Origin of the sequence: Hymenobacter setariae, from assembly GCF_007713685.1 — a bacterium.
GTDB lineage: Bacteria > Bacteroidota > Bacteroidia > Cytophagales > Hymenobacteraceae > Hymenobacter > Hymenobacter setariae.
Genome location: NZ_VMRJ01000003.1, coordinates 728,213 through 741,519 on the forward strand (window position 1 = coordinate 728,213; position 13,307 = coordinate 741,519).

A 13,307-nucleotide genomic window follows, 5' to 3' on the forward strand; every position below is an offset into this window, starting at 1 on the left:
CCGGGGCGCGTTGCCTAGGTAGGGCTGAGCTTAAAAGTCGTGGCCCAGGGTGAGGTAAGGCTTAGGCGAGGTGCGGATGCCGTTTTCTTCGCCCCAAGCAAAGTCGAACTTAGTGTAGAAGCCCAGCATGGTAGTGCGCACGCCTACGCCGTAGCCCACCAGCAGCGGGTTGCGGTAGTTGATAACGGTGCCTGAGAAGAACGTGTTGTTCTTGAATGGCACCGTGTTGTTAGAGTTGCTTTCGCTGAATGGGTTGCCGCCGTTGTAGGCCGTGCCTGCATCCACAAAGCCCACAAACTCTAGGTTGCGGAAGAAGCCCGAGTAGATGGGGCGCCGCGACAGGTACTGCACAATGGGGAAGCGCAGCTCGCTGTTAAACAGCACATAGCTGCGGCCCGTGCGCCGGCTTAGGTCGAAGCCGCGCAGGTTGGTTACAAACTGCTGGTTGAAAATGGACGTGGGGTCGGGTAGCGGCGTTAGCAGCTGCTGGTCGCTGTACTTCTGAAACAGCCAGTTGTCCATGCCCCCTAGGCGGAAGGTTTGGAGGTTGGGCCCAAAGAAGCTGCCGAAGCTAGCGCGGTTGGCCCATACCAGCTGGCGATGCAGCTTCTGGTAGTGGCGCAGGTCGATGTAAAACTTGCCAAAGTCGCCCGACGAGTTGCCAATCTGGCGCTGCTGCAAGATGCCCACTTTCATGCGGGTACCCAGTAGCATGTTCACCCCCGTCGAGCGCGAGTTGTCAAATACCAGCTCAGCATTGTAGCCTAGGTAGTTGGCATGGGTGTCCAGTTCGGCGTTGGTATTACCGGTTTGGGTCCGCGACACGGTTTCGAAGAGCGGGCCGCCGCGCACGCTCAAGTTGTGAGTGAGCGGATAGGCCACAGTGGGGGCCACCCGGTGGCGCCCGTAGCGCGTGAGGCCGATGTTGCTGTACTGCGTATCGAAGAAATACGCCTGCTTCTGGTACGAGATGCCCCAATCGACGCGGTGCGTGACGTTGGTATACGACAGGCTAATATTGCTGGTGCGCAGGTCGAGCTGCCCAAATAAGTTGGCCTGAATGCGCTGATTTTCAAAGGCATCTGACAAGTTGGCTTGCAGCGACACCCCAAAGCCAATCAGCGGGTCCACGGCAATGCCCGTCAGCAGGTTGTCGGCCATGAAGCGGGTATCGTAGCGGTAGGGCCCAGCTAGGGCGGGCACTGCGGCCTTGGTAGCCGCGGGGGCTACAGCCGTTTTAGTGCTACGCCGCGGCCGCACCGGGATGGCCGGGTCGTCGTCCTCCTCAAACTGGTAGTTGTTGGTATTGACAGTGTTGCTACCCCGGCGCTTGGCTGCCGACTGCGGCACTGCATTGTTGGGGTCGGCCGGCACAGTAGCGGGGGCAGGCACCGTAGTGACTGGGTCGGTGGTGGGGGCCGCTGCTGTAGTGGGGGCAGGGGCTGGCGCCGGAGCTGCTGGCTTCACCGGGGCGGGGGCCGGCTGCGAGCGAGCTTCCAGAGTTTGCTGGCGCGCCGTCTTACCTAAGAACAGCTCGGTGGGCAACTCAAACTTGGGATACACATAAAGCAGGTCGCGGGCCTGCACCTGCGGCACAAATGCCAGCGCCTGGCTACTTATGTTGTAGTCAAAGTCTTGGATATTAGACGAAAAATTGGTAACCGGCTTGCGCTGCTTGGTGGCCAGCGAGTAGCGGTAGACGCTGCGAATGCCACTTTCCTCTCCTAGGTATAAAATTTCGTCGTTGGAAATCGGCCGTGGCCGCGACTCGTTCGAGATGGTGCTCACCAGGGTTTCAACCGGCTTGTCTCGCCCATCAAGATGGTAAATGAACAAGTCGTAGTTATTCACCACATTGGGAAACGACGCCGGGCGTGCCCGACCCGTCGAGTCGAGGTAGCGGTTAGAGCTGAATACGATGGCCTGCCCATTGGGCATAAACACCGCCTGCTGGTCGTCAAACAAGTCGTCGGTCAGTTTCTCGGGCTGCCGGCTACCAGCTTTTAGCAGGTAAATATCGTTCTGGCCGTTCTTGATGGCGCTAAAGACCAGTGACTTGCCGTCGGGCGAATAGTTGAGGTCAAGTACCTGGTCGTAGGTGTCAAAAATGCTAGTGGGCCGGCTGATGCGAATGGCGCCGCGCAGCCGCGCCACGATGCCGTCGCCGGTGGCGTCGTGCAGGCGCAGGGCCATTTTGCCGCGGCTTAGTTCGGCCACGGCCACTTGGCCATTGCCACGCCAAGCCAGAGCGGGCAGGCGGCCTTCTATTTGCTGCTCAGGCGTTTTGTAGCCGTTGTGCAGCAGCACGTGGCGGTGCGAGCCATCGCGGTTGGCCACTACCACGCGGAAGCGGCCTTGGTCATTCACGGCGTAGGCCACGCGCTGGCCATCGGGGCTGAGCACGGGCTGCGAAAACAACTCCAGGCCCCGCCGATTGCGCGAGCTGCGCCGCGCTGCATCGGCTGGCTGCGAGAGGGCCTCAATAGCAGGCTGAGTATTCAGCGTGCGGTAGTAGTTGACCCAATTGCGCAGGAATATCTTGAACGGTACGTTCAGCGACGAGCTGATGCCCACTTCTACATCGCGCGTGATGCGCGTGAGATTCAAGATGTTCTGCACTGCACCGTATCCATAGCGCTCAGCCACGTAGTTCCAGATGCTTTGGCCGGCCAACCTGGAGTTACGCACAAAGAAGGGCGCCGTGCGGTTGCCGGTGGGGTACTGCCGCACCATGTCGCGCATGTAGCCGTCCATGTCCACGCTCCAGCCCTCGGCGGCGTAGGCCGAAGCACCACCCACAAACCAGTCGGGCAGCTGTAGGAGGTAGTTGCTTTGCAACACTTCGCGCAGCGAGCCGCCGTACATCATGTCGTTGAGCAGCACCTGCGTAATCTGGAAGCTCATCTCCCGCTTGAAGTCGGTTTGGCGGCCACCAAAGGCTATTTCGACCTTGCTCATGCGAGCTAGTTGAGCTTCGCCACCGTTCACGGTATTAGGAGCAGGCAAGCCGATGTTGCTCTGGCGCAAGTCGCCCACCGAGTTGTAAAGCATCAGCGTGGTCTTGCTATAGGGGTAGTACCCCACCAGCGCCGTAATGCGCTGTAGCTCCTGCTCGGCATACTCGGCGGCGCGGCGTGCGCTGGCCTCGCCCCCGCCGTAGAAGTACACGTTGAAGTTCTGGGTCGAGTAAAACTGCCAGTTGAGGTTCTTGTACTGGATGCGTACTCGGCCAAACGGCTCCTGCGCTAGCTGCGCCCGGGCGGCAGGCCCGCTTAGTAGCAATAGTGCCCCTGCCGCCACGGCAGTGGCCCACCCACGCGGTCCCGTTTGCAGAATGCCGGCAGCGGCCCGGCAGCCATTGAGGAAAAATTTCACGGCAAATTAATCAGGGGTAAAAACGGGAGATAAGTGGAGCGCCAAGCGGTTGGCGCGGGGGCCGCTACCCAAACGCACGAGCGGGCGGCTTATTTTCTAGTAAGTCGGCAAGGTACAGTTTGTTGTAACGCGCCACGTCTACCTCGGGCCATAGCTCGCTTTGGCCCCCTAGGTGGTCGGCCAGCAAAGCAGCTAACCTAGGCGCCAAGGATACGCCCTTAGAGCCAAAGCCGCCGCAGATGCTCAGCCACGGCAAAGCAGGGTGGTGGCCCAGCAGTGGGCGGCGGTCGCGCACGGCGGGCCGCACACCGCGCCGCAGCCCCAGCACCTGATAGGGCAGGGGCGTAAGGCCAGTAAGGCGCGCCGTTAGTTCAGCTTCGCCTTCGGCCGACCCAGCTGGCTCAAAGGGTGGCCACCGGTAGGTAGCACCCACCCGAAACCGCCCAGGCCCGTCGGGCACCACGTAGGCGCCCCGATTGAGCGCCTGGGTTGCCGTTAGGCCGGGTACTTCTACATTCAGCACTTCGCCTTGGTTGGGCGTGAGCGGCAGCCAGGCAAAGTACGGGCACTGCAAGGCGGCTGCCCCCTGGCAGCACACTACTTGCCGGGCGCGCACTTGCCCTGGCGCGTAGCTAACATCGGCTGCGCCGCTAACGAGGGCTTCCCACTGAAAAGTTTCTTCGCGCAGCCAGCCTTCGGCGCGGCCTTGCTGGGCCAGCGCGGCCAATAGCTCGGCCACGCGCACGTAGCCGCCGCCGCGCAGCCACGCCCCACCGTACGGGGCCAGCAGCCCAGCCTGCTCGATGGGCGCCGTATCGATGGCCGCCACGAAGCCTGCCCACGGCTCGGTGGCGGCGCGGGCTACCATCTGCTGCTGCTCTTGCGCCGAGCCAAATACTTTTAGAATAGGCGTTTCGACCAGGAAATCCGCCTCCAACTCCTGCTCGAGGTTTCGATAATAAGCTACCGCATAGGGCAGCGTGTCGAGGGCGCGCCAGGTGAGGGCAAAGCGCTTGCCCGCCACCGGGTTCATGAGGCCAGCCGCCACCCGCGAGGCTGTGTCGGGCCGCGGCTCGTCGTACACGAGCACACGGTAGCCGCGGCCGCGCAGTTCGCGCGCCAGCAGTGCCCCCGCTAGCCCGTGGCCAATGAGCAGGTAATCGTACAGGTCGAAATCAGTTGACATTCTGTTAAGCAAGATACGGGCGGCACGGTGAGGAGCCAATTAGCTTCTGCAAAGAGCAAGTTGGGCAAAGACAAGGTAACGCCAATAGTTAGCCCGTGAGCACCCAGGCCCGGTACGCTCGGCCTGAAGGTCTGTGCTACTGCCCTAGGTCGTTCGCCAGCCCTGCTAAGCACCTAAACCGAATACCTTTGTGCCTATGCTTCGCATTGTCAGCTTCACCTTCAACGGCTTCGCCGAAAATACCTATCTGCTCATCGACGAGGCCACCCGGGCCACCGCCATCGTGGACCCCGGCGCCTACTCACGGGCCGAGCAAGATACCCTACGCAACTACGTGGCCGCGCATCAGCTCGATGTTAAGCTTTTGCTCAACACCCACGCCCACATCGACCACGTGCTTGGCAATGCGTTTGTGTTGAATACGTACCCTGGCATTCCTTTTTTGCTGCACGCGCTCGACCTGCCCACGTTGCGGGCCGTGGCCACCTACGCCGGCCCCTACGGCTTTGCCAACTACGAGCCCGCCGAGCCTACCGGCGAGCTAGTGGCCGGGCAAGTAATCAAGCTAGGCGAGAGCGAACTGAGTGTGCGTTTTGCACCGGGCCACGCGCCGGGGCACGTCGTGTTTTACGACGAAGCGAGCGGTCAGTTAGTAGGCGGCGACGTGCTGTTCAAGAGCAGCATTGGCCGCACCGACTTGCCGGGTGGCGACCATAACACACTGCTTAAGAGCATTAAGGAAGAGCTCCTGACCTTGCCCGACGCTACGGTGGTGTACCCCGGCCACGGCCCCACCACTACCATCGGTGCCGAGCGGCGCTCGAACCCGTTTTTGGGTTAATTAGCAACCTAGGAATTATTGCTACGGGCCCGCCTAGGGTGCCTAGCCCGCTGATAAAGGTGATTAATGCAGAAAATAGGGCTCTTTTGGCACGATGTTGACTAGCTGACCTATCTTTCTAAATTCGATACGACTTGAAAAAGCACTTACCCAATACGCTCACCTGCATCAACCTGCTGTGCGGGTGCCTGGCGCTAACCTTTATCTTTCGAGGCGACTTAGTTATCGGCGCCTACCTAATAGGTATCGCGGCAGTGGCTGACTTCTTCGATGGACTGCTGGCACGGGCGCTGCGGGTGTCGTCGCCCATCGGTAAGGACCTAGACTCGCTGGCCGATATGGTGTCGTTTGGAGTGGTGCCGGGGGCGATTATGTACAAGCTGCTAATAGAAGCGATGGAACTAGGCCCAGGGCATGGGGATTTTGAGTTGCCTAGTCTCATGCTGTTCTTGCCGTGCTTAGGGTTTGTAATCAGCATCTTTTCGGCGCTGCGCTTGGCTAAGTTCAACAACGATACCCGGCAGACTACTTCTTTTATTGGGCTTCCTACTCCGGCCTGTACGCTGGTAGTAGCTTCGCTACCGCTCATTTTAGCGAATGACACCTTCGGGCTTACCTCAATTATCCTAAATCAATGGCTGCTAGTAGGGCTAGCCGTGGTGCTCTCGGGCTTACTAGTAGCTGAGCTACCGCTCTTTGCGCTAAAATTCAAGAATCTGCGCTGGCTAGGCAATCGGCGGCGGTTTATTTTTGTGGCACTGGCCCTAGGGCTAGTAATATGGCTGCGGGCAGCGGGTGTGCCGGTGGCGGTACTGCTCTATGTATTGCTGTCGGTGCCGGGCCGGGTGCGCAGCCGCGACGGCGTGGAGCCCAGCCCCAGCAGCCCGCAATAATTTGGTGAGCGGGCAGTTAGCAGAAACATAGTCCGCTAGTAGCAATTAGGAGCCCGGGCTTTCGGATATTTACGTGTTCAGTAACGGGTTTCTATGCAAAGACTTTTCCGCTTATTTGGGTTGTTAGTGCTGCTAGCTGGCTGGTCGGTGCCGGCCCAGGCGCAAAGCAGCGGCGAGCAAACCATTGCTACCCGCCTAAGCTGGGACACCTACGCCACCCTAGCGCTCGCTAATGGTAGCACGCGCAAAGTGCCCACCTTTCAGGGGGCCTACCATGGCCCCGGCGAAGCAATAGGCACCCTCACATTGCGGATACCCGGCACTGTAGCCGCGGGCACCGTGCGCGATGCCGTGTACGAACCCTTTTCGACCGCCGATGCGGCGCTGCTGCGCACTACTACGCTGCCTGCGCTGCCCGGTGTGCGGGTGCGCTACGGCACCGAGGCGCGCCAACCTATCAGCTACGCCCTCGTGCAGCCCGTGCGCCGCAACGCGCAATCTGGCCAGCCCGAGCGTTTGGTTTCATTTACCTACGCCTATCAGCTAGGTGATGCCCCGGCAAGCGCGGCGCGCACGACAGCCGTGCACACATTTGCGCAGCGTTCGGTACTGCAATCGGGCGATTGGTTTAAAATTGGCGTGCCTACTAATGGCATCTATAAACTTGACCGAACTGCGCTGAGCAGCCTAGGGCTGCCAGTAGCTTCCATTGACCCGCGCCGGATTCAGATATACGGCAATGCTACCGGTGTGCTGCCGCAGGCCAACGCCGCGCCGCGCCCCGACGACCTAGTCGAGAACAACGTGCTGCTGGTGGGCGACAACAACGATGGCGTGTTCGATGCTGGCGAGTACTTTTTATTCTACGCGCCGGGGCCGCACGTGTGGGCCATCGACAGTACCAATAAAGTGCCGACGGGCTTTCGCCACATCAACAACGTGTATGCCGACACGGCCTACTACTTCGTGACCGTGGGCAGCGCCAATGGCCGCCGGGTGCCCACGGCCGCCGCGCCAGCCTCCCCACCCAGTGGCGCGCCTATTACCACGTTTACCGACCGTCGCTTTTACGAGCACGACCTCACCAATCTACTGCACTCGGGCCGCCAATGGCTGGGCGAACGGTTTGCGGCGGGCAGCTCACAAGAAGTCAGCTTTAATAGCGATAACTACACCAACCAAGCGCTTGCCGACCTAGTGCCAGGCAGCCCGGCGCGCCTGCGGGTGGCTGTGGCCGCTTCGTCGCTGCAAAGCTCTTCCTTTCAGGTTAGCTTCAACGGCACGGCGCTGCCCACTACATTGCCGATAGCAGCTATTTCAACAGTGGCCTTCACCACAGTTGCGAACACTTACGTCGGCAACCTGACCACCACGCTGCCCGCCAGCCCTGCCGCTGAGCAACGGGTTAGGCTAAGCTTCTCCTCGAATGACCCCAGCGCCACCACCAGCGGCTACCTCGACTACTTAGAGCTGCTGGTGCAGCGTCAGCTGCGCTTAAGCGCGTCGGCGTTGGAGTTTCGGTCGTTGGCTTTGCGTGGCGCGGGCTCGGTGGGCACCTATGCCCTCGACAACGCCACTGGCGCACAGGTGTGGGAAGTGACCAACCCGCGCCGTGCCCGCGCGCAGGCATTTGTCAATGGCAGCTTCGCGGCCTATACCGATTCGGTGCGCGAGTACGTGGCTTTTCAGCCCAATGGTACGTTTGACACCCCTAGGCTTTTTGGAAAGGTAGCCAATCAGAATCTGCACGCGCTCAATGCTAATGGCACGTTAGACTTGGTTATTGTGACGTACCCGCCCTTCCGGGCGCAGGCCGAGCGGCTGGCCCAGCACCGCCGCACCTACAGCGGGCTGAATGTGGCCGTAGTGACGACCAAAGAAGTATTCAATGAATACGCCTCCGGGGCGCAGGATGTCACGGCCATCCGCGACCTAATGAAGCAGGTGTATGACCGCAACCCCAACCCCGCTAGCCGCCGCAATTACTTGTTGCTGTTTGGCGACGCGTCATTCGATTACAAAGCCTCGGCCTTCAACGACCAAAGCAAGGAGCCAGCCTGGTGGAGGAACAGCCGCCGCCCCTTCGCCAACGATTCCAACCTTGACCCCGACCTCTACAACCAAAACTTGGTACCGACCTACGAGTCGCGCGAGTCATTTTTGCCCGTGGCTGGTAATCGGGCCTATGCAGAAGGCGTGTCTTCGTACTCCTCGGAAGACTATTTTGGCCTGCTCGATGACAACGAAGGCACCTGGGCCGAGTTTGACGGCGGGCGCTACGAGGCCTGCGACATTGGGGTAGGGCGCATTCCGGTGCGGCCCCCCCGGGCGCGCCGCGACCAGGCCACCAGCGACGAACAAGCCCGGCAGGTGGTAGATAAGCTGATTGCCTATGATGGTACGGCCAGCTTCGGCAAGTGGCGCAACCGCCTGACCCTGACGGCCGACGACAACGACCCAGCCATTGGCATGACCTTCACGACGGAGTCGGAATCCATTTTTGCGCCTGCCCTGCAAGCGGCCGAGCCTGCTTACAACATTCGCAAGACTTACCTCGACCTTTTTCCGCAGCAGACTGTAGCCGCGGGCCAGCGCTCGCCCGCCGCTGAGGCGGCCATCAATGATGCGCTCAACCAAGGGTCACTGCTGATTGGCTACACTGGCCACGGTGGCATCGAATCGCTGACCGACGAGAGAATTATTACTAAGGCCTCACTGCTGGCCCTCACCAACCAAAATCGGCTTACGTTCTTTGTCACCGGTACCTGCGACCTAAGTACCTACGACGACCCTGACCTGAAAACGTCTGGGGTTTCGGCCGGCGAGGCCGTGCTGACTGATAACGCCACGGCCGGCGCCGTAGGCTTGTTTACTACCACGCGGGTTGTGTATTCTTACCAGAACACGCAGTTGGTCACGGCTTTCTATAGCCAGGTGCTGGCTCGCAGCCCTGCCGGCGACTTGCCCTACCTAGGTAATGCTAGCCGCCTCGCCAAGGTAACGGCCGCCGCCGGTGACCTTAACAACCGCAACTACACGCTGCTGGCCGACCCCACTACCCGCCTGGCTTACCCACGCCAGCGCGTCCTCATTGACTCCATCAACGGCCGCAAAGTCACGTCGCTTCAGACTAGCCTCGATACGCTGAAGGCCCTAGGGCAGGTGCGGCTGAGCGGACACGTGGAAAACAAAAACGTGTTGAACGCCAGTTTTAACGGCACGGCGGACATCTCTATTTTTGATAAGCCCACGGGCGTGTATACACTAGGAGACCAAGGAGGCGATACTATACGCGTGAAGGTGCAAGAGAACGTTGTGTATAGCGGCCAAGCCACCGTGCGCGCCGGCCGCTTCAGTGTCAAGTTTGTGGTGCCTAAGGACATTAACTACAGCGCTGGCCTGGGCAAAATCAGTCTTTACGCTGCCGACCTTACCAACCAAGTAGATGCCCAGGGCTACCAGCTAGTGCCAGTGGGCGGGGCCGCCAAGGGTGCGGCTACCGATGTGACGCCGCCCACGGTGCAGCTCTTCATGGACGACGACTCGTTTGTGTCGGGTGGCCTCACTGGCGTTAATACACTACTCCTAGGTAAGCTTTTCGACCTCTCGGGCATCAATACCTCCAACGCGGGTGTGGGCCACGAACTCACCGCCACCCTCGACAACGACCCGGCCAAGCTCGTTGTCATCAACGACTCGTACTCGGCAGCCGTCGATGACTTTACCCGCGGCCAGCTGCGCTACAACTACCAAAACTTGGCGCCTGGCCCCCACATTCTTAAAGTAAAAGCCTGGGATACGTACAATAATTCGGCCGAGGGTAGCGTAGAGTTCATTGCCGCCCAAACGGCTCAGCTTGCCCTCGACCACGTGCTCAACTACCCCAATCCGTTCAGCAACCTTACTACGTTTCACTTTGACCACAACAAAGCCGGCCAGGAGCTGGAAGTGCAAGTGCAGATTTTTACGGTAGCGGGTAGGCTTGTTAAGACATTGCATGCCAGTGCGCTAACCAGTACTTCGCATAACCAGAGCGTGAGTTGGGATGGCCGCGATGACTTCAACGACCAGCTCGCTCGTGGAGTGTATGTGTATCGCATAAGCGTCCGCTCGCCGGCCGACCAGCAGACAGTTAGTAAATTTGAAAAATTAGTCCTCCTGAACTAGGACGCTTGCCTATTCTCTCGCCGTATTATTTTTGTTCTATCGACACAGCAATTACTTAATTTTCATATTTCTAACTCTCTATTGCCGCATTAGCAAGCTGTATTCTTATACCCTCATGAATTCGACTTTTTCTCGTTCGCTGGCCATTGCGCCAGCGCTTTTGCTGGCAGCCACGGCGGCTATGGCGCAAACTACCGCGGGTGGTATCCACACCATCACCACGGCAGTGCCGATTCTGACCTTGTCGCCCGATGCCCGTGGCTCGGCCCTAGGGGAGGCGGGCGTGGCAACTTCGCCCGATGCCAACGCCGCGTTTTACAACCCCGGCAAGCTCGGCTTCGTGGATTATAAGTATGCTGTTTCGCCGTCGTACTCACCTTGGCTGCGCAAAGTGACCGACGACATGAGCCTGAGCTACCTCTCGGGTTACGCTAAGGTGGGCGACCGCGGCGCCTTCTCGGCCTCGCTGCTCTACTTCGACCTAGGGTCGATTGACTACACCAACGACCGCAACATTGCGCAGGGCAGCTTCAACCCGAAGGAATATGCCGTTACGTTCTCCTACGGCCAGAAGCTGAGCGATAACTTTGGGGTGGGCATTTCGGCCCGCTACGTGCGCTCGAACCTTATCGGAAGCTACGCCGGCAACGACGCGCAGGCCGGTAACTCCTTTGCTGCCGACCTAGGGGCGTATTATAATAAGGACGTGACCATTGGTGCGGGGGCCTACAACCTGGCCTTTGGAGCGGCGGTGTCCAATATTGGCAACAAGATGGTGTACCGCACGGCCACCACGCCGAGCTTCCTGCCTACCACGCTGCGCTTAGGCACGGCCATCACTCGCGAGATTGATGCCTACAACAAGATTACCCTGGCTTTCGATGCTACCAAGCTACTGGTGCCCTCGCCTTACTACGACGACTCGAAACCGGTGAACGACCCCACTGTAGTGCGTGCCAATCAAGACCGGCTAGAGAAGGATATCATTTCGGGTATTCTCACCTCTTTCACTGATGCGCCGGGCGGCTTTAAGGAAGAGATGCAGGAAATTAACATCGGCGGCGGCCTCGAATACTGGTACAACAATACCATTGCGGCGCGCGCTGGCTATTATTATGAAAACCAGTATAAAGGCAACCGCCAGTACTTGTCGTTTGGCCTAGGTGCCCGGCTGTCGGCGTTTGGCGTCGATGGCACGTACCTCGTGCCCAACGCGGCTGCCAATCCGCTGGCCGAAACCATCCGTGTTTCGCTGCACTTCAACCTCAACAAGCTGTCCGACGCGTTTAGCGAAGGTGGCGCGGGCGGCACCCAAGGCTCGCCAGTGAACTAAGCCGCCAATTTTAGGTTCTGCCTTAGCAAAAACAGTTGTCATTGCGCGGAGGAACGACGAAGTAATCGCATCCGAACGACTCGTTTTGGTGTTATTAGCTCGCTGCTCCTCTGTGCAATGACAATTTTTGCTTGTAGCTTATCTTACTTCCTATATTCTTCCCTTGCCTTCCGTGCTCAACCGCCTGCAGCCCCCGCCTACCCATCCACTCACTAGTATTACTTTACCCACGCCTACCGTCAGCCACTTGCCCAATGGCGCCCGGCTGCACCTACTGGCCAATGCCGCCCAGCCTGTACTACGCTTGCAAGTAGTAGTGCCCGCTGGCAAGTATCAAGAGCCTTCGCCGAGCCTGGCCCAGCTCACGGCCCGCATGCTCACCGAAGGCACCGCCACGCGCACGGCCCGCCAAATAGCCGATGAGGTAGCCTTCTACGGGGCCTCGCTCGACTGCGAAGCTGGCGCCGACCACGCTACTCTCACGCTCTATTGCCTGGCGCGGCACCTGCCCACGCTGCTGCCGCTGGTGCAGGAGGTGCTGGCCGCCCCCACTTTCCCTGAGCATGAGCTGTTGCAAATGCAAACCCGCATCAGCCAAAATATGCGAGTAGAGCGCCAGAAAACCAGCTTCCGGGCTAGCGAAGAGTTTAATCGCCAGCTGTTTGGTGAGGAGTCGCCCTACGGACGTTCGTTTAACGAAGCATCGTTTGCGGCCATCACCGCCGACCAGCTACGCGCCTTCCATGCAGCGGCCTATGGGCCCGTGGGCGCCGAGATTTTCTTGAGCGGCGATGTAACCGAATACGCCGCAGGCGTAGCCGAGCTGCTGGGCCAATGGCAAGCAAGCACGGCCGCTGCCCCCTCTGCCGTGTTGCCCCCCGCCGACAGCTACCCCACGGGCCTCGTGACGGTGCCGGTCGAGGGCAGCATTCAGGCATCGCTGCGGATGGGGCGGCGCTGGCCGGCGCTCACTGAGGCTCAAACGCCTGAGCTGCTGCTGCTGGTAAAGGTCCTAGGTGGCTATTTTGGCTCGCGCCTAATGAAGAACATCCGCGAGGATAAGGGCTACACCTACGGCATCCACGCCAGCGTGGTGGCCCGCGAGCAGGCTACGGCGTTGGTCATTGGCACCGATGTCAACGGTGACCGTGCCGACGCTACCCGCCAGGAAATTGCCTACGAGCTCGAGCGTCTTCAAACTGAGCTGCTAGATGAAGACGAGCTCGAAACCGTGAAAAACTACACCCTAGGCAAGCTGCTGGGCGAAACGGCTACCGTATTCGAGCAGGCCGATAAGTACCGCCACATCACGCTGCACGGCCTGCGGCCTGATTACTACCAGCACCTCGTGCGCCAAACACAGGCTGCTACTGCTGCCGACCTGCAAGCCCTGGCTCGCACCTACCTCAGCCCCGCCGACATGCTGACTGTGGTAGCGGGTGGTAGCTAAGCTGAGCAACGAATAAAACTAAGGGGGTAAGAAAGTAAGCACCGATGCTTGCCTTCTTACCC

Annotated in this window: 7 protein-coding genes; 5 read left to right on the forward strand and 2 right to left on the reverse strand. The window is 59.7% G+C overall.

Features of this window, described 5'->3' with window-relative positions; genetic code table 11:
• Window positions 1-30: 30 nt before the first annotated feature.
• A complete protein-coding gene (locus FNT36_RS14120) occupies window positions 31-3,375 on the reverse strand; it encodes a PD40 domain-containing protein (RefSeq protein ID WP_144848778.1) in 3,345 nt (1,114 codons plus the stop codon).
• A gap of 64 nt (window positions 3,376-3,439) precedes the next feature.
• Window positions 3,440-4,561 (reverse strand): NAD(P)/FAD-dependent oxidoreductase, encoded by a 1,122-nt coding sequence (locus tag FNT36_RS14125; protein WP_144848780.1) that lies wholly within the window; start codon window positions 4,559-4,561, stop codon window positions 3,440-3,442.
• 196 nt (window positions 4,562-4,757) lie between these two features.
• Here FNT36_RS14125 and FNT36_RS14130 point away from each other — a divergent pair, with 196 nt between their 5' ends.
• From FNT36_RS14130 to FNT36_RS14150, 5 genes are all read left to right on the forward strand, one after another.
• Window positions 4,758-5,402 carry an MBL fold metallo-hydrolase gene (locus FNT36_RS14130; protein ID WP_144848783.1) on the forward strand — a complete coding sequence of 215 codons (645 nt, stop codon included), beginning with the start codon at window positions 4,758-4,760 and terminating at the stop codon, window positions 5,400-5,402.
• A 134-nt stretch (window positions 5,403-5,536) separates the two neighbouring features.
• Entirely contained in the window at window positions 5,537-6,295 is a 759-nt protein-coding gene (locus FNT36_RS14135) for a CDP-alcohol phosphatidyltransferase family protein (protein WP_144848786.1), read from the forward strand.
• A gap of 93 nt (window positions 6,296-6,388) precedes the next feature.
• Window positions 6,389-10,462 carry a type IX secretion system sortase PorU gene (porU, locus tag FNT36_RS14140; protein WP_144848789.1) on the forward strand — a complete coding sequence of 1,358 codons (4,074 nt, stop codon included), beginning with the start codon at window positions 6,389-6,391 and terminating at the stop codon, window positions 10,460-10,462.
• A gap of 115 nt (window positions 10,463-10,577) precedes the next feature.
• Window positions 10,578-11,795, forward strand: coding sequence for a type IX secretion system outer membrane channel protein PorV (gene porV, locus FNT36_RS14145; RefSeq protein WP_144848792.1), 1,218 nt, complete (start codon window positions 10,578-10,580; stop codon window positions 11,793-11,795).
• A 172-nt stretch (window positions 11,796-11,967) separates the two neighbouring features.
• Complete coding sequence (locus tag FNT36_RS14150) at window positions 11,968-13,245, forward strand: M16 family metallopeptidase (RefSeq protein WP_233635943.1); 1,278 nt, start codon at window positions 11,968-11,970, stop codon at window positions 13,243-13,245.
• Window positions 13,246-13,307 lie beyond the last annotated feature (62 nt).